Genomic DNA, 19,843 nt, shown 5'->3' on the forward strand with positions numbered 1-19,843 from the left:
CCCGTGACCGTGATTCATTGGCTCCGACGGGATTCGGAGATCATGCGTGCGCGGCGGCGACAATCGAACGGGCGAGCTGTTCAGCTATGTTGATCTGGAGGCGCGGGTGCGGCGTGATCATCCGCTGCGAGCGATCCGGACGATTGTGAACGAGGGGCTGTCGGCGCTGGAGCGCGAGTTTGCCGCGCTTTATTCGCCGATCGGACGGCCGTCGATCCCGCCGGAGAAGCTGCTGCGGGCGATGCTGTTGCAGGCGTTTTATTCGATCCGCTCGGAGCGGCTTCTGATGGAGCGGCTGGAATACGATCTGCTGTTCCGGTGGTTCGTCGGAATCGGTATCGACGACGCAGTCTGGGACCATTCTGTGTTCTCGAAGAACCGCGACCGGCTGCTGGAAGGCGACATCGCGGCCAAGTTCCTGGCGGCGGTGCTGGCGCAGCCCAAGGTGACGAAGCTCCTGTCGAGCGATCACTTCTCGGTCGATGGCACGCTGATCGAGGCCTGGGCCTCGATGAAGAGCGTGAAGCCGAAGGACGGCTCTGGCGAGCCGCCGGCGCCAGGCGGCGGGCGCAATGCTGAAGCGGACTTCCACGGCCAGAAACGCTCCAACGACACCCATGCTTCGACCACCGATCCCGATGCCAGGCTGTACCGCAAGGGTAAAGGCAAGGAGACGAAGCTGTGCTTCATCGGGCATGGGCTGATGGAGAACCGCCACGGCCTGCTGGTCGACGCCTGCCTGACGCTGGCGAACGGCCATGCCGAACGGGTGGCCGCGCTGCACATGATCGAGCCGCGTGCCGACCGGCCGACAGCGATCACACTTGGCGCCGACAAAGCCTATGATGCAGAAGACTTCGTCAACGAGCTGCGCTCGATGAACGTGACGCCGCATGTTGCGCAGAACACCAGCGGCCGCAGCTCCGCGATCGACGGGCGAACGACCCGGCACAGCGGCTATGCCGTCAGCCAGCGCATCCGCAAGCGCATCGAGGAGGCATTCGGCTGGATCAAGACGGTCGCCGGGCAAGAAAAGACCTGCTTCCGGGGCCGTGATCGCGTCGCATGGGCCTTTACCTTCGCTTCTGCCGCCTACAATCTGGTGCGGCTGCCCAAGCTGATAGCGGAGGACGCCTGATGGCCAAGGTGCCTGGCTTCGCCAAGGCCTTTGCCGACCGCTGGCGCATCGCCGACATGGACAACTGGGACAGCGACTTCCTCGATCTTGTCGAAGAGGCGCATCTCACCTTCCAGGGTAAGTCCGACGGTGAAATTGCCTTCGGTGCGCTAAAGGGCTTTCTCGACGTCCGCTACGGCGCGCGAGACGGTTCGGCCTGCGCGGAGTTCTCATGGGAAGGGCACGACGAGAATGACCCCGTCTGCGGTCGCGGGTGGGTTATGATCGGCACTGCTGGCAGGCTCGTTGGCCACTTCTACATCCACAATGGCGACGATTCAGGCTTCGTTTGCGAACGCGGCTGAGTTCTTCAACAGCCTGCTAGAAGCACATTGAGCCGCGAAAACTCGGCTTCGCTCATCGACACCACCACGATTGCCGTTCTCCGCAACTGCATTCCAACCGTGGAGTGCCATCTCAACTTTGCGGAGGGGTGTCATCTCTATATTGCGCTTACACAAAGTATTCGCATAAGATTGATTATAGAATACTTTTACAATTCTTGGAATTTGGACGGAGATGACTTCGAATTACTTTGATATACTTTCTTTGGCCTTCCGTCCATCCTAGCCGCCTCACGCCGGGTCGCACGTTCGTTCCAAGCATGGCGAATGGCGCTGGACGTAGCCACGACGGGTTTTGCGCCTGAGCCAGGACTCAAGAGCCTCGACGGCCTGCACCTGCCCATCGAACAGATCGAGCCGCCGCCGACCGCGCCCACCGAGACGGCCCCATTCACGCACCAAGGCCGTATCGCCAAACAGCGTCGGCTCGATCGTGAGCACATAGAACCGCGCCATGTTGCGGGCCGGATCGCGACGCTCGAGCACGAGATATTGCACGATGAGTTTGGACATGCGCCAGAATCGCAATTACCGAATCGACCGTCCAATTAAAAAAATGAATCGATCAGGGCCTACGATTCAAAAATTTTATGCGGGCAACGACACAGTCGGGGCCAGGCTTGCGATCGGCGGCTGAGCTGAAGCCCGCAGGCTCCGAGCTCGTTGGTTCGAAGATGGCGAACGCACCGCAGAAGAGCGCCTCACTGAAGGCAGGGACGATAAGCTTTGGCGGCGGCGCGATCACGTGCACCGTCCGAAACCTTTCGGCGACGGGCGCAATGCTGGATGTCACCTCGCCGGTCGGCATTCCCGCGCGGTTCACGTTGGTTATCGAGGCCGAGCACGCGTCGAAGCCCGCGGTCGTTGTGCGGCGACAAGACAAACGCATCGGCATTCGCTTCGAGGTCGAGCGCGCCAGCTCGGCCGTGTAAGGACACCTCCGTCGAGAGCCGCTCTGAAAGAGGAACCCGGGCCGCGTGAGCATAGCGACGACGAAGCCGGCACGCGGCACGAGTGCAGCTCTGAGACCGGTTAAAAGGGCACCCGACTGGATGGGTAGTGATAGCGGTCGCCGAAGGCGAGCCCCTCCAGTGAGCGGCCCAGGCGAGGAGCACAATATCGCTTGCGCGATGGGATCGCCACCCGAAGGGACAAGACCCCTTAGGGGCTCGGTGGGCGTCGCGGGTAGAGCCTGGCGACTTACCTGGGCTCGCGAGGCTTAACCCTGACGAGTAGGCTTACCCGTCAAGGTTTTCTCTTGGTATTTCGGTAGCGGCCCTTCAAGATTGGGCAAAGCTCCGTTAGGAGCGAAGATTAGTCGTAGCGTCAGAGCCGCGTGCGTGAGTTTTCAGCTGTCGATATTGAAGATCTTGGCCGGCCAGCCCGATGGACGCGGCAGTCTCGAGGTGGTGAAACAGCACCTCGCGATCTTCTATACCAGCGGTCCGGAGTGGGTTGCGCGTATGAAGCGGCTCGCCGAGCTTGCTCCCAATCTCGATCTCTTCGGCCAGAAGCTCGTCGAGCGTGAGCAGGGGAGCTGGCGGATCACCGGCGAGGGCCGTGCTTTCTTGACTGCGCTCGAACACAAGGCGTCGGCGCGTACCAAAAAACCACCCGAAGACGACCAAGAAAGCGCCGAGCTCACGCCAGAGGTCGTATCCTTACCCTGCCCGCCGGGACGGTCTCTGGACCATCGAAACCGGCGGCGCAAAGTCAATAGGCGCAAAATCCCTCGACGCTCGGCCTAGGCCCCCGAGGAGGTTGGACCATTTTCCTTCATCAAGAGGAAGAGGTTTCATTTTGCCATCAAGCCCAACATGCAACTCAGACCAAGGGCTGCTGTCGCCCTGGCGCGCCAGATGTCGACTAAGAGTTTTAGGTCGATGGCGCGATAACCCCCCGCACTTCAATGCTGACGAAGGACAACATCGTTCCTGGCGAACGCGAACCTCATAGGCGGCTCGCCGCTTTCTATCGGTCGTAGTGTTTGCCGCCGGTGCTGATTTGATAAAGGGTCGCCGAATAAGGAAGACGCAGGAGAATGGAAGCTTCCTTCGTGACCTTGCCGAGGACGGCAGCCCGGCACAGAAGGCTGACACCACCCATTGTTCGGTCGCAAAAGGCGTCCGCGCTGTCGATAAAGTTCAATCCTGTCTGGCAGCACCACCTATCCTATTGGATGCATTGATTTTATTGGAAAATCGGTCCTGAGTGCCACACGAAAGTGCCACACAGAACCATGGTTTCCTTGAACTGCTCTATGTCCAAACGCGCCCGATCCAACATCCCTCAATTCCGCGTTCGCGTCCCTGCCAAAGTCGTCGCTCCGCTGCGCGGCAAGCGCGTGCTGCTCAGTCTTGGCACCGAACGACCCTTCATCAAGGTGGTGAAGATCGGGAGCGACGTTTCGTTCAGCCTAGAAACGGATGATCTGCTCCTTGCCGCGGCTCGGCAGGCGAACGCACTGGATCATCTCCGCCGACTGTTCGAACTGACCGAAGCTGAGCCCGTCATCCGTCCATGTACGTTCCTCGCCGATCCGTTCGATTAGATTTCCAGAAGGTCGCGCCCGATGATCACTTCACCCGAAAAGCTTTCCCGCGCGGCCTCGAGCCAGACGTATTCGGGAACCGTGTCGTCGCCGGGAACGAGGTGATTGATCACCAGCGTTTTGACGCCGGCTTCGCGGGCGACCTCGCCAGCCTGTTGCACGCTCAGTGCATTTCCCGAGATGCTTTTGTAGATCGCATCGCGCCGCGACGGCTCGCTGGCGATGCGGTCGGCCAGGCTGCGGATACCGGGGAGGAATTGGCCTTCGCAGACCAGAACGTCTGCTCCCCGAGCTAGGTCGATCAGAGCATCGCATTTGCGGGTATCGCCCGAGAACACGATCGAGCGTGTCGGGGTATCGAACCGATAGGCCAAAGCGACCTTGATCGGCGGATGGTCCACCAGGGCGCATGTGACCTTCACGTTCTCGTCCTGCATGACCAGACCGGACGAGATGATTTCGTGAGGCAAAAGGAGCTTTCGCGGATCGACCCTGCCCTCGTCGTGGATACGCAGGTCGATATCGAATTCGTTCAACTCGAAGAACTTTTCGGTCATCGCCGAGAGCGGAGGAGGCGCATAGGAATTCACAGCATTCTTCAATGCGGCGCTCCACGCCAGATAGAACAGGTTTCCGTAGTCCAGGTTGTGATCGGAGTGCTGGTGCGTGATGAAGATGCTCTTGAGATCCTTGAGAGCGAATCCGGCGCGAACGATCTGTCGCGCTACCCCGTTTCCGCAGTCGACCACGTAAAGAGAGCCTCCCGCCACGACCATGCTCGCGGGCGCGGATCGGGATATTTTTGGGCTTGGACCGCCGGCGGTTCCGAGAAGCACGACCCTCGCACGATCTGATTTCGCCACTTCAGAGCGAGGCGAGCTCTCTTCCGCGGCAGCGTTTCTCCATCCAACCGCCATGACCGCGGCACCGGTCAGAAGTCGTCTCCGATCTAGCTGCATGCAAGTGCTCCTTTGCCTGAACGTTGCTGAGGACGCCCGACCGCTTTTAGGCGGCGGAGGTGAGATGGTTTCGGGACCGCTCGGCGAAACGGGCTCTGAGTTCCTTTACCTCCGGTTCGACGCGCGCGATCGAGGCTTCCTTGACGGGGCCGTAGCCTCGGATGTCCTGCGGATAGGACGCGAGCGCGATCGCGGCGTCCAGATTGACGGAGTCCAGGGCGTTGGTGATCTCCTCGACCGTGACGAAATACTCGTCGCGGAGTCGCCTCTCGGTTTTCCGCTCGCGCGTCCAACCGAACGGATCGAAGGCCGTTCCGCGCAACCACTTGAAACGCGCGAGAAGCCGCAACGCCGGCAGAAACGGGGTGGCCGAGAACGCGATCTTCCGTGGACGTCCGCTTGCTGGGTCGCTGCCGGAGAGCATCGGCGGCGCGAGGTGAAGTTTGAGCGAACCGCCGTCAAACCGCCGCCGAATCCCGCTCCAGAAGGTGGCGTCCGTCAGCAGCCGCGCCACTTCGTATTCGTCCTTGTAGGCCATCAGGCGAAAAGCGCTCGTCGCGACCGCCTCAGTCAGGCTGCGAGAACCAGGCGACGTCCTCTCCTCCGCTTCCTGTACGCGTCCGACTAGGGAACGGAAGCGGTCCGCGTAGGCGGTGTCCTGGTAGGCGCGCAGCGCGTCGATGCGGACGCTCATCCGTTCTTCCATGGAGCTCACGGGTGGAGGCGCGGTGGCTATCGGCGGTTCGTCCGCGTTCAGTAGCGCTTCTGCGGCTTGCGGATCGGCGAACAACAGCCGGCCCAGACGGAATGCTTGCAACGTGCCGTCGACGTCCGCGCCGTTGATCCGGATCGCCTGCTCCACCGAACGCCAATCGACCGGCAGCGTGCCCATCTGGAACGCGTAACCCAGCATGATCATGTTCGCGGCGATCGGATCGCCGAACGCCCGGCGCGCGAGTTCGTTCGCCGCGATGCGCACGGCCTTGTGGCCCGTCCGCTGCTCAAGGCGGCGAACGAGACGTTGGGCGTCGAGATCGATGTTTCCGTTTTCGTGAAAGGTCTGGATGGCCGCCACCTGCGCATCGAGCAGGATCGTAGTCTCGGGTCGAATCGCCTTCAGGGCGTCGGGTTGCACGGCCGCGACTGCGTCCGCTGCGATCAGCAGATCCGCATCATCGAGCCCGAGCCGCATCGGTGCCATGCCCGACGGCGACGGGAAGATGCGCAGATGGCTGTAGACGGCGCCTCCCTTCTGGGCGAGCCCGGTCATGTCGTAGATGCCGACGCCACGCCCCTCCAGATGGGCCGCCATGCCGACGATGGCCGAGGCGGTCACGACGCCCGTCCCGCCGATGCCGGCGAGCAGGATGCCGAAGGCTCCGGAATCGAGCTTCCGCCCGGCCGGCTCCGGCAGTCTCGCCGCAGCCCCTTCGATGTCTATGGGAGCAGGCTTCTTGAGCTCTCCGTGCTCGATGGTCACGAAGGACGGGCAGAAACCCTCTAGGCAGGACATGTCCCCGTTGCAACTGGCCTGGTCGATGCGACGCTTGCGGCCGAACTCCGTTTCGAGAGGCTGCACTGACATGCAATTCGACGCGACAGAGCAGTCTCCGCACCCCTCGCAGACTGCAGGGTTGATGACCACGCGTTTCGGAGCCGCGGGCGTTTTGCCCCGCTTCCGCCGCTTGCGCTTTTCCGTGGCGCAGATCTGCACGTAGACGATCACGGTCGTTCCGCGAACCCTGCACAGTTCCTGCTGCACGTTCTCCATCTGCTTGCGGTGGACGAGCTCGACCTCCGCAGGCAGGAATTGGCTGGATCGCACCGCGTCCGGATCCTCGGCCACCACGACGACGCGCTTGACCCCTTCGAGCAGTACCTGCCTCACCATGGCTCCGACCGAGAGACCGCTCTCGACGGACTGTCCTCCCGTCATGGCGACGACGTCGTTGGCGAGAATCTTGAAGGTGACGTTCGCGTCGGAAGCGGCCGCGGCCCGGATCGCGAGCGATCCCGAATGCGAGAACGTTCCGTCTCCCAGGTTGACGAAGACATGTTCCGTATCGGTGAAGTGCGACAGTCCGATCCAGTTCACTCCTTCCGCTCCCATATGCGTGCAGGGAAGCGGGTTGCGGTCCATGAACTGCACAAGGCCATGGCAGCCTATGCCAGCCACGCCGAACGAGCCGTCCGGCAGTTTGGTCGAGCGATTGTGCGGACATCCAGAGCAGAATACGGGACGGCGCGCCAACGGCGCGGCATCGATTTGGTGGATCGAGGCGACCCGCCCGATGAGGCCGTCGAGCGCGTCCCGCAGTGCGACGACGTCGGGCTCGTTCGTCGCAGCGGTCGCCAGGATGCGCCTACCTATGGCGACGGCGACCGTAGCGGCATCGAGGGTCTCGTCGGCCGGCAGCAGTTCCTCGTTCTCGGGCGTCGCCTTTCCCGAGATCTTGGGCCGCCTGTCCGAGTGGTACAGGATGGCCGCCGCCTGAACTTCCATGTGAGCGCGCTTCTCTTCGACGAAGAGGAGCTCCCGCGCCGCCCTGGCGAACGCGTTCAGCGGCTTTGGATCGAGGGGATAGATCAAACCGACCTTAAGCACGCCGATCCCCAGACGCCGCGCGACGCTCTCGTCGATGCCCAGGAGCCTCAATCCATCGATCACGTCCTGAAACGACTTGCCGGCCGTGACGATGCCGAGGTGGGTGGGACGGTCGGAGCCGAACACGACACGGTCGATCGCGTTGCGCCGCGTGAAGGCGTGCACCCGCGGCAGCTTGTTGCGGACCATCCGCCGGTCCTGCGCGGTCACAGCGAGCATTTCGACCCGGATGCTGACGTCGTCGCGCGCCGGGGGCGTTGCATCGAGCACGGGGGCGAGTTCGTCGAGCGAGATCTCCACGGCCTGGGTGCAGTCCGCCGTCTCGTTGACGAGCTTCAGGCCCGCGAGAAGCCCCGTCTCGCGGGACATCGCGATGCCGGCGAGGCCGAACTTGAAGATGTCGCGCGTGTCCGACGGGTAGAGGATCGGAACTTCGTGTGCGGCAAGAGCGAGGTCGCTCTGATGGGCCAACGAGGAGGACTTGCCGGCATGGTCGTCGCCGAAGACCAGCAGGACGCCTCCGTTCGGATGCGTGCCGGACATGTTGGCGTGCTTGATCGCGTCTCCGGACCGATCGACGCCCGGACCCTTGCCGTACCACATGCCGAACACGCCGTCGAAACGGCGGCCGGGCACGAAGTCCAATTGCTGGCTGCCCCAGACCGCAGTCATCGCCAAATCTTCGTTCAAACCAGGCTCAAACACGATGTCCGCGGCCTTCAGGCGGTCCGCGATCTTGAGGAGCTCGCTGTCGACCGTCCCGAGCGGAGACCCTCGATAGCCGGAGATGTAGCCCGCCGTGCGCAGCCCCCGCTTGCCGTCGAGCTGCCGCTGCAGCAGAGGAATCCGCGTCAGCGCCTGCTTTCCGGTGATGAAGATCGTACCTTCGGTGACGTCGTACTTGTCCGAAAGTGTCAGCGCGCGCATGGCCATCATATCCCGAAGTCTGTTCATTTTTGCGGTATCGCGGCGGTGCATTCGATCTCCACCCGCACGTCGGGACGGACGAAGCCCGATACCTCAACCAGCGTGCTTGCCGGCGCATCGAAGCCCGTGAAGAATTCCTCCCGGATCCGGTTCGTGGCGGGATAGTCGCGGATGTCGAGCACGAACACGTTCATCTTGAGCACGTGCTGGAATCCGCCGCCCTCCTCCTCGAGGATGGACTGGATGCGTTCGTAGATGACGCGTGTCTGCGCTTCGGCATCCACGGCGCCGGACTCGCGGGCCGTAACGCCGGAAACGAAGACGAGCTTCGTCCCCGCGATCGGAAGCACCGTCGCATGGGCGAACTTGCCGAACGGGGCCGGCAGCGCATCGTAGGTTCGAGATCTGGTCGTCACGCGGAAATCTCCTTGGTCGTCTGCTGCGCGGATCCGCCGTCGAGGAAGCCAACAGCGAGCCGCCGGAAATTTGGGTTAGCGAGGGTTTCCGCGTGGCCGGTGCCCGGCACGGTCGCGGCGGTCCCCGACGCGAACGCCGAAGCCACCGTCTCCGGATCGCCCGCCAATTTGTCCATTCCCCCGACGACGACCAGCGTCGGGGCGTCGACGGAAGAGAGCGTAGTGAGATCGAAACGGCCGAACTGGCCTCGCAGACACGCGGCGAGGACGGAAAGGTCGTTGTACGGAAGAGACTCGGCATGCCGCCTGAAACGGACGGCGTAGGACGGAAGTGCTCCCAGCCGAGCCTCATCGCGTTCGTCGAGCGCATCCGCAAATTCCGGCGCGAGGCCGACCGTCGCCGCGATCCGCTCGCCCATCCCGCCCAGCACAAGCTTTTCGACGCGCTTTCCGAGCGCAAGCGCGACGGTCATCGCCACGTGGGCGCCCATCGAATAGCCGACGATAGAGAACTCCTTGCTTCCCCAGCAGAGCACGCACAGCCCGGCGACGTCGTCCGCGAACGCGGCCAGTCGGTAGTCCGCGGGATCAAGCGGCTTGCTGCTGCGGCCGTGACCTCGCAGATCTGGAGCGCAAACGTCGTATCCGGCTCCGACGAGGACATCGAACCAGCCGGTCTTGACCCAATCGTCCGCCGCATGGGAGGCGAAGCCGTGGAGTAGGATCACGGGGCGCCCTCGCCCGGCCCTCAAGAACGACAGGCGAGCGGTTTCGCCCGACGCCAAGGCGCCGGCCTGCAGCGTCCCCCGAACGGGCCTCGATGCCGTTTCGTCAGGAGGCATCGGACGCAGTCCGCGACGGAGGCAGGGACCGCCCTGCGGTAGACGCTTCGATCATCGCCGCGGCGGCGAGCGCAGCACCGTCCTGTCCGGACGCTGCGCCGACCTGCAGACCGATCGGAAACGCGCCAGTTTCGTGGCGCCATGGCACCGAGACGGCCGGCCCGCGGGACAGATTGAACAACGGCGTGAACGGGCACCAGGCGAACCAGTCGGAGGCTGCAGCGGCCGCAGCGTCCAGGCGTGGCGGCAGGCCCGGCATAGTCGGCGAGAGGAGAACATCGATCTTGTCGGTCAGCAACGCGGATATCTGGCTCGCGATCTCTTCCCGCCTCCTCTGCAGCGCGAGCAGTTTGTCAGCATGAAGACCAATCACCGGCTCGATGAATTCCAAGATATCGGCATGAAGATCGACCCGCCGGTCTGTCGGGACTTGCGAGACGGCATAGGCGCAGCCGAGCCGATAGAAGGCGGCGACTATGTCGCGAGACTCGTCGATCGGGATGTCGACGGTCGTGACCGATGACTTTGGAAAGAGGACCGCGAGAGCGTCTTCCCACGCGTCCTTGACCGCCGGAGCCAGATAGCCGGTCACGCCCGCCGGAACGCCAATTCGGATCCCCGCCGTGTCGCGATGCGCAGCAAGGCGGTCCCGCAGCGGGACCTGGCCCAAAGACGACGGGTCCGCTCCCGTCGCGCCGCTCATGACGGTCGCGACGAGCGCCGCATCCGCGACGGTCCGGGTGATCGGCCCCACGTGCGGAAGCTGCCAGAACGCGGAAGGATAAGGGCTGAGCGGTATAGTCCCGTACGTCGGCTTGTAGCCCACCACTCCACAGAAAGCCGCGGGGATGCGGACAGAGCCCGCCGCGTCCGATCCTATGCCTGCGATTCCTAGACCAAGCGCGGCTGCGGCCGCCGCGCCTCCGCTGCTGCCGCCGGCGTGCAACGCCCGGTCGAGCGGGTTGGTCGTGACGCCGTTCGGCGGACTTTCGGTCAGTCCCTTCCAGGCGAACTCCGGCGTCGTCGTCTTGCCGAGGAAAACCGCTCCGGCCGCCCGAAGACGGGCCATCGATACCGCATCGTCAATCGCAGCAGCCTCAGAAGTGGTCCGCGAACCACGGCGCGTCGGCCAACCGGCGACGTTCAGGGTATCCTTGACGGTGATGGGAACACCGTCCAGCGGACCGAGCGAGGTCCCCTTGCGATAACGTCCTTCCGACGCGCGGGCCATCTTCAGGGCTGCGGCCTCGTCGACCAGCACGAAAGCGTTGATGCCTTCGTCCAGGCTGGGTAGCGCGTCGAGTTGCGACCGCGTCACCTCGACTGGCGATATCTCGCCGCGCTTGTAGCGCTCGTGGAGCCGGACGGCTTCGCCCTCAATCGACATAGACGTGATCCCTCGCCGCGGCATAATCGGATGCGCCCCCCAGATAAGCCTCGCCGAGCCGCGGATCGGCGGCCAGCTCCGCGCTCGACCCCTGCAGCACGATTCGTCCGACCTCGAGCACGTAGCCTCGGTCGGCGATCGACAGTGCCAGTCGCGCGTTCTGTTCGACGAGAATGATCGTCAAGCCTTCCGACTTCAGTTGATGGACGACCCGAAGGATTTCTTGAACAATCAGTGGCGCCAGCCCTATCGAGGGCTCGTCGAGCATCAGGAGCCGGGGCTCGGCCATCAGCGCACGGCCGACCGCGAGCATCTGCTGCTCGCCGCCTGACAAGGTCGCCGCCTTTTGTTTGCGCCGCTCGGCGAGCTTCGGAAACAATCCGTAGATCTTCTCGAGCGACGCTGCGGGCGCGCCGGTCCGGTAGCCGCCGAGCCGGAGGTTCACTTCCACCGGCAGATTGCCGAAGAGCTCGCGCCTCTCGGGGACCAGGACCACGCCGCGCCCGACCAACTGCTCCGGACGAAGGCCGGTGAGTTCGACGCCGTCGAGAGAGACGGACCCCGCGCGTGGCGGGCAAAGGCCCATGAGGCCGTTCAGCAGCGTCGACTTGCCTGCACCATTGGCACCCAAGACGGTTACAAGCTCTCCGGGCTTCACTTCGAGATCAAGAGATTCGAGCACGGTCGCCCGGCCGTAACCCACGTTCAGTCCGCTGACGCGCAGATGAGGCATGATCAGGTCCCCAGATAGGCCGCGATGACGCGCTGATCCCGCCGTACTTCGTCTGGAAGGCCAGTCATCAAACCCCTGCCCTGATCGAGGACGACGACCCGATCGACGCAGTTCATGACGAGGTCCATGTCGTGCTCGACGAGCAGAACGGACATTCCAGCGCGTTTGAGGCGGTGCAGGAGCGTGACGAGCCGGAGCTTCTCGCCGGTCCGAAGGCCGGCTGCGGGCTCGTCGAGCAGCAGCAGCCTCGGACGACTGATCAGGGCGCGCGCGACTTCCAGCAGCCTAGCCTGCCCCATCGCAAGGCGCGATGCGGGTTGATGGGCGAGGTCTTCGAGCTCGACGATCTCGAGTGCCCGCCAGGCCTTGGCGAAGGTGGCCGCCTCCTCGGCGCGATCCATGCCGAACATGCCGGCGATCATGCCCAAACGACCCTGCGCGTAGGCGCCCAACGCGACGTTCTCGAGGACCGTCCGCTCCGGAACGACCCGTACGTGCTGGAAGGTACGGGACACGCCGCGATGAACGAGATCGCAGACCCGGGATGGGGGCGCTGCGCCCATCAGAGATACGCTTCCTTCCGAAGGCGAGAGAAGACCGGTCGCGATGTTGAACGTCGTCGATTTCCCGGCGCCGTTGGGTCCTATGAGACCGACGATCTGGTCCGCCGGCACAGAGAATGTCACGTCGCGGAGCGCCTTCAGTCCGCCGAAGTTCTTCGCGATCCCCTTCACCGACAACAGATCGTCACCGTCCGCGCCGCGCTTGGAGGGCGTGAGTTCGATATTGCGCGTTGGTCGCGGAACCGAGAAGGTCGGCCAAAACTGCTGAAGCGCAGACCAGATGCCCCCCGGCCAGCGTAGCAGAACTCCGATCAACACGACGCCGAACACGATCATCTCGACGTTTCCGGAAAGTCCGAGCATGCGTGCCACGACGTTCTGGAGGAACATCTCGAGCGCGGCGACGGCCGACGCGCCTAGCACGGCCCCGAACGGGTGCGACATGCCGCCGAAGATGCACGCGATCAGGAGATTCACGCTCGAAGTCAGCCCGAAGGGGGCCGGGCTGATGAACTTGAAGTAGAAGGCGTACAGTCCGCCCGACAGGCCCGCCAGCGTGGCTGCCACGACAAACACCAGTAGCCTAAGGCGCGTGGCGTTGACGCCGAACACCTCCGCCATCTCGATGTCCGTTTTCAGCGCCGCGATCGCGCGCCCGGTCCGGGTGTTGAGCAGTCGCGAGAACCCACCCCCCGCGACCGCGACGATGGACCAGACGAGGATCGCGAACGCGCGGTCGTCCACCAGTTGGAACGAGCCGATCGACAGGGGCGGGATCTGTCCGAACCCGGAAGCACCGCCCGTCACGTTACCGGCCGCCACGATTCCGGCGCTGCAGGCCATGCCGATGGCTAACGTCGCCAACGGCAGGAAATGTCCCTTCAGTCTGAGCGTGATCGCCCCGATGATCGTCCCCATGATCGCGGACGTCGCGACGCCAGCGACCAGCGCGAGTACCGCTGGCACGCCGTGGTCGCGGGCGAGGATCGCCGAAACGTATGCGCCGACCGCCATGAACGCCGCTTGGCCCAGCGAGACCTGTCCCGCGATCAATAACAACGTGAGCCCCATCGCGGCGAGAGCCGACAGCCCTACGGTCACTAGAAGCGTCACGTCGTATTGCGGACCGAGAGCGGCAATCACGAGCGCAGCTACGAAGAGCGCGGCGGCGACGACGAGGGAAGCGGAGCCCGGCGTGCGCCACGACCGCGCGCCCGATGTCTGCTCGGCCTGGGAAGATGAAGGCATGTCAATGTCCATGAGTTTCGGGAGGACGCGCGGCGTTCCGCCAGAGCAGGATCGGGATCACCATGAGGTAGACCACGACGTCGCGATAAGCGCTCGCCTGATAGGCTGAGAAGGACTCGGTCAATCCCACCAGCAGGACGCCGACGAGCGCCGTCGGATACTCCAGGATGCCGCCCAAGGCCGCAGCGACGAAGCCCTTCAACCCGATCGGCAGTCCCATGTCGTAGTTCGCTGTAATCAACGGAGCGAGCAGCAAGCCCGAGAGAGCGCTGAAGCCGGCTCCGATCGCGAAGCTCAATTGGCCGGCGACGCTGACGGGAATGCCGCAAAGCTGCGCGCCTGTCCTGTTCACCGCGGTCGCCTGCAGCGCCTGGCCGATCAACGTGCGCGCCGAGAAAAGATAGAGGCCGACCATCGCCGCGACGGACGACAGGCAGATCCAGAGGCTCTGATAGGTGACGAATACCGGACCCAGCGCGAAGCCGCCGTCGACGACAGGCGGAACGGACCGCGGCTCGGCCCCCCAGATCACCACTGCGACCCCGTGCAGCACCATGTACACACCGACGCTGACGATCAGCAGCACGATCGGCGACGCGCCGGAGACCGGCTCCACCGTCAGACGATACGTCAGGGTGCCGAGCGAAGCGGTGGCGACGAGTGCCGCCAGAACGGCGAGCCAATACGACCCGGGCATGACATTGGCGACGGCCGCGCTCGCGAGGACGGCGAAGATCCAGAGCCCTCGCCACGCGACAATCCGCAAACGCATGGCGTTGTTCAGCCGCCTATCGGCGACGTCCTTGAGTGCGAAAGCCACGAGCCCGCCGGCGACGATCGCGCTCAGACCATTGAACGATCCCGAAAGCGCGCTCGCGAACGAGAGCGCCCCCAGCGTCACGTACTCGCCCTGCGCGATGTTGACCACGCGGGTGACCGTGTAGACGACGATCAGGCTCAGGGCGAGCAGACCGTAGACGGCGCCGTTGGTGACGCCGTCCGAAATCAGGAAGAGGACCGTGTCCAGCAAGGGATCATTCCTCGATCAGGACGAACTTGCCGCCCTTGATCACCGACAGGAAGGTGGAGCGCTTGTCGAGGCCGAGATGATCGGTCGGCGTGATGTTGAAGACGCCGTTCACGCCCGCCCAATCCTTCGTGCGCTCCATCGCATCCTTAACCGCGACGCGCATCGTGGCGAGGTCGTCCGGCTTCGCGCCTGCGGCGAGAGCCGACTGGAAGGCGTTGACGGACAGCATCATGGCGTCCCACGACTGGCCGGCAAAGAGATCGGTCTTTCCCTTTCCGTAGGCGCCGTCGTAAAGCTCCGCGAACTTGGTCAGCACGGGACGGAGCGGATTGTCCTTGCTGATCTGGTCGTAGACGTTCGGCGCGCCCACGCCGACAATGGCTCCCTCGACGCTGGCCTTACCGATGTCGACGAATGCGTTGATGGACGATCCGCCGCCGTGATAGATCGGCCCGGCGTAGCCGACGCGCTTCAGCGCTTCGTGGGCGAGGTCCGCAGACGGCGGAATCGCGTGCACATACACCGCGTCCAGCCCCGCCTGCTTGAGCCGCAACGCCTGGGGAGTGAAGTTGGTGTCCTGGCGGGCGAAGCGCTCGGTCGCGGCGAGCTCGATCCCGAAGTCCTTGGCAATGTTCTGGAGCTCCCTGAGCCCGCCCTCTCCGTACGCGTCCTCCAGGCCGAAGAAGCCAATCTTCTTGATGCCTTGCCGTTTCATGTAGTCCAGCGTGCGCTGGAGCATCAGCTTGTCGGACGTCGGCGTCTTGAAGGTGAACGGCCGCGCGCTCGCGGGTTCGATGATCGTTGCCGAGGATGCCATCGAGATCATCGTGACCTTGGCCGCACTGACCGTGTCGATGATGGCCATGGAACTCGGGGTCGTCGTGCAGCAGACCACGACTTGCGCCTTGTCCTCCTCGATCGCCTTTCGGGTCAGGCTGACCGACTTAGTCGGATCGGAGCCGTCGTCGTACGAAATGACCTTGATCTTGAAGGGTAGATCGGTTCGGGCCGACCAGATCTTGTCGAAGAGTTCGACGGCATTGCGCTCCGGAGCGCCGAGCGCCGATGCGGGGCCCGTCACGGCAACGATCGCGGCGATGCGCAGTTCAGGCTTCTCCTGCGCCACGGCCGCTCCAGGCGACGCGATGGATGCGGCAGTCAGTGCGGCAGTCAGTAACGTCGCGCCCAGCGCAGTGAGCCGTCGCCTAGTCATCGTTCTCATGTTTCCCTCGCGGTTGCCGTTTCCGCAGCAATGGTGGCAGCGCCGGAGGGTGTGCGCTGTATCTGAGGATACATCGGCCGATTTGTGCCGCCCGATACAGACTGGGCGTCTACGGGCGGGTAGCTCTCTGCTCCGAAAATTGGGCAGCTCGCAGGAGGCAACTGGACGATGGAAGGAAAAATCACGCGGGAATTCCGCACGCTGTTCCGCAGGCTGACGACCGGCGTGACCTTGATAGCAGTGGCCGGTGAGACGTCGCCGATAGGCATGACCGTGAATTCGCTGACGCCGGTCAGCCTTGATCCGCCGCTGCTGTTGTTCTGTGCATCGCTGACCAGCAAGACGGCTGAGAGGATTGCCAAGATCGGCTCGTTTTCGGTGAACATCCTCTCGGCCGATCAGCAGAACGTTTCGACGCATCACGCGGGAAGACCTCTCGCGGAGCCGACGTGGCGATGGCTGGAGAGCGAATCCGTGCCGTGGATCGAAGGCGCGAACGCGACCTTCCGTTGCCGGCTGGACGCCGAACATCCGGGCGGCGATCACCGCATCCTCGTCGGCCGTGTCGAAGAGATGTTCGGTCCGGCGACGCCGGCGACCCCGCTGCTCTATCATGGGGGGAAATACGCGCGGCTCTCCTACGAAGACGCCGAGACCGCTGGCCGTATCGACGAACTCTGGTGGACGGGCTAGATCCTACTCGCGCAGGTCCTTCATGAGAATCGTGAAGCCGTCCTCGACCGAAAGCAGTCCCCTCTCGCGCAATCTTCCGAGAGTACGGGTCACGGTGACGCGGGACGTGCCCGTCATCGAGGCGATCTGTTCGTGGGTAAGGTGCGTCAGAATCTTGCGGCCCCGTTCGTGATCGACCGCAAACATCTCGCTCAGGCGGCCGAGCAGCTCGAGGATCCGCTCCTCTGGATCGTTGGAGACCAGATGCTCGAGCCGGAGCGCAAGAATTCGTTGTTTGAGGCTGGTCAAGCGTAGCAACGCCAGTGCGAACTCCGGGTCTTCGCGCATGAGTCCTTCGATGCGGGCCGTGTCGAACACCAGCGCCTCGGTCGTCTCGACGGCCACCGCGCTCGAGAACCGCGGCAGCCCGTCGAAGGCCGCGCCTTCTCCGCATAGCGCGTTCGGACCCATATTCTCGAGCACGACCTCCGTGCCGTCTCGCCGGAAGATGGAGACCTGAACCAGACCGGACTTCACGAAGTAGAAGCAGGAATTGACCTCGCCCTGCCGGTAGAGCTGCTCGCCCTCGGCATATCGGCGCGACCGCACCTTTCCCTCGAACGACTGCAGCTTGGCAGCCAGCGCGTCGGTCATTCGCCAGGTAGCGGCGGGCTTCTTAGTCATTTGGGACATCCGTCGATTCTTCGAAATGAACGACCTACGGGTATCCGGCGATACAGCGGGCCAGGCACGGTAGCGATACTTCGGAGGAATGTTAGCGCGAGAGGAGACAATCGCAATGGCCTTGGCCCAACGGACCGCCGGCTCCGCTTCGATCGAAGCGGGGCCCGAAAAGGTGATCGAGAAGACTGCAGCGCTCGTTCCGTGGCTCGACGAGCAGGCAGGCCGGATCGAGGACGCTCGCCGGATTCCAGCCGACGTGGCGGAACGGCTGTTCGAGACGGGCGTGTTCGATCTGATGCGGCCGTCCCGCTTCGGCGGTTACGGAGCTTCACCGCAATATGCCTGGGAGGCCACCTTTCACGTCGGGCGAGGATGCTCGTCGAGCGCCTGGCTCGCTGGATTGACCAGCGCCAACATCATCATGCTGGGCAAGTTCTCCGCGGAAGCTCAGGCGGACGTCTTCGCCGACGGCGTTTCTCCGATCGTGCCGATGCTGACCGGTGGCGTCGGCCAGGACATCGTCGTCGAGCCGACACAGGATGGAATCGTGCTGAGCGGTCGATGGCGATACGCATCCGGCGTCGACGTATCCGACTGGCTGGGCATTCTCATCAACATCACCGACAAGGGTGGCGCGCCCGCCCCGCACGTAGTGCTGGTGCCTCAATCGGAATTCACGATCGATCATCAGAGTTGGCGCGTGATGGGCATGCGCGGCACGGGGAGCAAGAACGTCGCGCTCACCAAAGCCTTCGTACCCTCACATCGCTTCATGAGCTGGGCCGAGCTTCAGGCTGGGAAGAAGCACCCCACCTGCCCCAACACCGAGCCCGTCTACGATTTCCCGCTGAACACGGCCAATGCCATGTCGGTCCTCGCCCCTACTCTCGGCGTCGCGAGCGCCTGCAGCGAGGAAGCCATCAAGATCATGCGCAGCCGCATCAGCTCCGGCAACCAACAGGCTCAGATCAACGACAAGATTGCCCAGGTCGATGCCGGGACCAGCGCGGCGAACATGAGCTTTCTGCGCGATTTTCTGTTGTCCGAGACGGCATCAATCGAGAGGCAAATCCGTGCGAGCGGAAGTCTGTCTCTCGAGGAGAGAGGTCTCAGCCGGACGAAGGTCGCCATTGCATCGCGGCAGGCGCTCACCTCGGCGCAGCGACTGTTCGCGTCGCTGGGCGGATCGCTGCTACCTGAAGGCACGCGAATAGAGCGCCTGTTCCGCGACATCCACGCGATGAGTTCGCATTTCCTACTTCAGCCCGAGCCGATCTCCGAGGCCTACGGTCGCCTCTTGCTCGGCCTCGAACTGACGCCCGGCACCCGCCTTTGAACCACCCATCGAAGCAAGGATGTTCCATGACCAAGAAGACCTACGCCTCCAAGAATCCGATGTTCGCCGCAGCCGGCGGCGGCTCGATCTTTGACAAGTTTCAGTATTCGTCCGCGGTGAAGGCCGGCGGTCTCGTCTTCGTGGCTGGCCAGATCGGCCTCAACCCCGATGGCACGATCCCGGAGAAGCCGGAGCAGCAGTTCGTCAACGCATTCGAGCGGCTGAAGTTGGTGCTCGAGGAGACCGGCTGCGAGATGGGCGACCTTGTTGAGTTAGTCTCCTACCACGTGGGGCTGACGTCCCACTTGGCTGAGTTCATGAAGGTCAAGGAGAAGTACGTGCCGGGGCCGTTCCCGACATGGACGATCCTCGACATTGCTGGCCTGGCGCGTCCAGGCCTGATCATCGAGATCAAGGCGGTTGCGGCCGCCAAGGACTAATGCGGAGCAGTGTGCGGCGTCGGAGCCGAAGTGGCTCTGACCCGCGACGAGGTGTGTGGCATATCGATCCAAGTATGGTAATTGTCGGCGCGAGATCGCCCCACAAGGGTGCCACACAAACGCAGCTCGCTTGGCCGAAAAATACAATAAAATCAATGTGAAACAGGATTGCAGCCCCAGTTCAGCTTTGTAAGGCGAGCTATGACGACGGTCCGCCCCTCGGGTAACGCGCCAACAGGCTGGACAACAAAGATGGTGATGAACTGCGCGCCAACGATGAGCGCTAGAAGGAGCGCACCAATACCGAGCCAGACTTTCACCCTCCCCTCCGTCTATCTTGAATAATCTATTTCGGCATACTCGGCGCCGACCCGCGTCGCCATGATCTCAGGCTTCTCACCCGAGGTGGCGAATCCGGCTTGCAACATCGACGCGCGTTCAGCGGATAGGCGCATCGCGCGCCTTTTCTCGAGCAAGCTACGATCGGCAAAGACGATGTTGGCAAATCTCGCCAAGCCTGCCTCGCGCATCTTCTTGCCGCCAGAGGCAGTGATAAAGACGAGAACGATATTGCGGTTCATGCCCTCGATGCGCAAATCCGACAAACACAACAGCGAGCATTTCTGAGCGTCTGCTGTTGGAATGCAGGCGGCCTTCGTGAATTGGATCATGATGGCGATTTCTGATGTCACGCGATCAGCGATGGA

General features: G+C 63.4%; 21 protein-coding genes. 8 read left to right on the forward strand and 13 right to left on the reverse strand.

The features are described from left to right. Window positions 1-46 precede the first annotated feature (46 nt). Both ACVWY5_RS01505 and ACVWY5_RS01510 read left to right on the forward strand, forming a co-directional pair. Complete coding sequence (locus ACVWY5_RS01505; RefSeq protein ID WP_431016701.1) at window positions 47-1,138, forward strand: IS5 family transposase; 1,092 nt, start codon at window positions 47-49, stop codon at window positions 1,136-1,138. Beyond that, the gene (locus ACVWY5_RS01510; RefSeq protein ID WP_456671616.1) at window positions 1,138-1,482 is read left to right on the forward strand and encodes a hypothetical protein; all 345 of its coding nucleotides are present in this window, start codon (window positions 1,138-1,140) and stop codon (window positions 1,480-1,482) included. Before ACVWY5_RS01505 ends, ACVWY5_RS01510 begins: the two co-directional genes overlap by 1 nt. A 270-nt stretch (window positions 1,483-1,752) precedes the next feature. Here ACVWY5_RS01510 and ACVWY5_RS01515 read toward each other — a convergent pair whose 3' ends face one another. After that, a complete protein-coding gene (locus ACVWY5_RS01515; protein ID WP_028338014.1) occupies window positions 1,753-2,034 on the reverse strand; it encodes a WGR domain-containing protein in 282 nt (93 codons plus the stop codon). Between the two features lie 161 nt (window positions 2,035-2,195). Between ACVWY5_RS01515 and ACVWY5_RS01520 the strand changes: the two genes are divergently transcribed. The 3 genes from ACVWY5_RS01520 to ACVWY5_RS01530 all read left to right on the forward strand — a co-directional run bounded on the left by ACVWY5_RS01520 (window position 2,196) and on the right by ACVWY5_RS01530 (window position 4,072). Beyond that, a complete protein-coding gene (locus ACVWY5_RS01520; protein WP_028338013.1) occupies window positions 2,196-2,453 on the forward strand; it encodes a PilZ domain-containing protein in 258 nt (85 codons plus the stop codon). Between the two features lie 408 nt (window positions 2,454-2,861). After that, window positions 2,862-3,269 carry a hypothetical protein gene (locus ACVWY5_RS01525; RefSeq protein WP_038378100.1) on the forward strand — a complete coding sequence of 136 codons (408 nt, stop codon included), beginning with the start codon at window positions 2,862-2,864 and terminating at the stop codon, window positions 3,267-3,269. Window positions 3,270-3,781: 512 nt separating this feature from the next. Further along, complete coding sequence (locus ACVWY5_RS01530; protein ID WP_028338011.1) at window positions 3,782-4,072, forward strand: hypothetical protein; 291 nt, start codon at window positions 3,782-3,784, stop codon at window positions 4,070-4,072. On the opposite strand, the gene ACVWY5_RS01535 is transcribed toward ACVWY5_RS01530, so the two are convergent. The 9 genes from ACVWY5_RS01535 to ACVWY5_RS01575 form a co-directional block, all read right to left on the reverse strand. Beyond that, window positions 4,069-5,031, reverse strand: a complete 963-nt coding sequence (locus tag ACVWY5_RS01535) for an MBL fold metallo-hydrolase (RefSeq protein ID WP_028338010.1) — start codon at window positions 5,029-5,031, stop codon at window positions 4,069-4,071. The genes ACVWY5_RS01530 and ACVWY5_RS01535 overlap by 4 nt on opposite strands. A gap of 46 nt (window positions 5,032-5,077) precedes the next feature. After that, window positions 5,078-8,563 (reverse strand): indolepyruvate ferredoxin oxidoreductase family protein, encoded by a 3,486-nt coding sequence (locus ACVWY5_RS01540; RefSeq protein ID WP_456671631.1) that lies wholly within the window; start codon window positions 8,561-8,563, stop codon window positions 5,078-5,080. A gap of 23 nt (window positions 8,564-8,586) precedes the next feature. After that, on the reverse strand, window positions 8,587-8,979 hold the full coding sequence (locus ACVWY5_RS01545; protein ID WP_051376419.1) for a RidA family protein: 393 nt from the start codon (window positions 8,977-8,979) through the stop codon (window positions 8,587-8,589). After that, entirely contained in the window at window positions 8,976-9,707 is a 732-nt protein-coding gene (locus ACVWY5_RS01550) for an alpha/beta fold hydrolase (RefSeq protein ID WP_051376418.1), read from the reverse strand. The genes ACVWY5_RS01545 and ACVWY5_RS01550 overlap by 4 nt, the downstream gene beginning before the upstream one ends. 103 nt (window positions 9,708-9,810) lie before the next feature. After that, entirely contained in the window at window positions 9,811-11,208 is a 1,398-nt protein-coding gene (locus tag ACVWY5_RS01555; protein WP_038378099.1) for an amidase family protein, read from the reverse strand. Continuing rightward, window positions 11,198-11,941 (reverse strand): ABC transporter ATP-binding protein, encoded by a 744-nt coding sequence (locus tag ACVWY5_RS01560; protein WP_038378098.1) that lies wholly within the window; start codon window positions 11,939-11,941, stop codon window positions 11,198-11,200. Before ACVWY5_RS01560 ends, ACVWY5_RS01555 begins: the two co-directional genes overlap by 11 nt. Before the next feature lie 2 nt (window positions 11,942-11,943). Continuing rightward, on the reverse strand, window positions 11,944-13,752 hold the full coding sequence (locus ACVWY5_RS01565) for a branched-chain amino acid ABC transporter ATP-binding protein/permease (RefSeq protein WP_051376417.1): 1,809 nt from the start codon (window positions 13,750-13,752) through the stop codon (window positions 11,944-11,946). A gap of 1 nt (window position 13,753) precedes the next feature. Next, on the reverse strand, window positions 13,754-14,782 hold the full coding sequence (locus ACVWY5_RS01570; protein WP_051376416.1) for a branched-chain amino acid ABC transporter permease: 1,029 nt from the start codon (window positions 14,780-14,782) through the stop codon (window positions 13,754-13,756). A gap of 4 nt (window positions 14,783-14,786) precedes the next feature. Then, the gene (locus tag ACVWY5_RS01575; protein ID WP_080667357.1) at window positions 14,787-16,004 is read right to left on the reverse strand and encodes an ABC transporter substrate-binding protein; all 1,218 of its coding nucleotides are present in this window, start codon (window positions 16,002-16,004) and stop codon (window positions 14,787-14,789) included. 168 nt (window positions 16,005-16,172) lie between these two features. On the opposite strand from ACVWY5_RS01575, the gene ACVWY5_RS01580 reads away from it, so the two are divergent. Then, window positions 16,173-16,697 carry a flavin reductase family protein gene (locus tag ACVWY5_RS01580; RefSeq protein WP_051376414.1) on the forward strand — a complete coding sequence of 175 codons (525 nt, stop codon included), beginning with the start codon at window positions 16,173-16,175 and terminating at the stop codon, window positions 16,695-16,697. Window positions 16,698-16,700: 3 nt separating this feature from the next. Here ACVWY5_RS01580 and ACVWY5_RS01585 read toward each other — a convergent pair whose 3' ends face one another. Then, window positions 16,701-17,330 carry a Crp/Fnr family transcriptional regulator gene (locus ACVWY5_RS01585; protein ID WP_028338006.1) on the reverse strand — a complete coding sequence of 210 codons (630 nt, stop codon included), beginning with the start codon at window positions 17,328-17,330 and terminating at the stop codon, window positions 16,701-16,703. A 202-nt stretch (window positions 17,331-17,532) separates the two neighbouring features. Between ACVWY5_RS01585 and ACVWY5_RS01590 the strand changes: the two genes are divergently transcribed. Continuing rightward, window positions 17,533-18,696: an acyl-CoA dehydrogenase family protein gene (locus ACVWY5_RS01590; protein ID WP_456671632.1), complete on the forward strand. Its 1,164-nt coding sequence runs from the start codon at window positions 17,533-17,535 to the stop codon at window positions 18,694-18,696. 26 nt (window positions 18,697-18,722) lie between these two features. Beyond that, window positions 18,723-19,136 carry a RidA family protein gene (locus ACVWY5_RS01595; RefSeq protein ID WP_038378097.1) on the forward strand — a complete coding sequence of 138 codons (414 nt, stop codon included), beginning with the start codon at window positions 18,723-18,725 and terminating at the stop codon, window positions 19,134-19,136. Between the two features lie 152 nt (window positions 19,137-19,288). Here the strand turns inward: ACVWY5_RS01595 and ACVWY5_RS01600 are convergent, their stop codons facing one another. Both ACVWY5_RS01600 and ACVWY5_RS01605 read right to left on the reverse strand, forming a co-directional pair. After that, entirely contained in the window at window positions 19,289-19,456 is a 168-nt protein-coding gene (locus ACVWY5_RS01600) for a hypothetical protein (RefSeq protein ID WP_321177211.1), read from the reverse strand. A gap of 12 nt (window positions 19,457-19,468) precedes the next feature. Next, the coding region (locus ACVWY5_RS01605; protein WP_456671633.1) for a hypothetical protein at window positions 19,469-19,843 on the reverse strand (375 nt) is incomplete at its 5' end.

This window comes from Bradyrhizobium sp. USDA 3256, assembly GCF_054058275.1.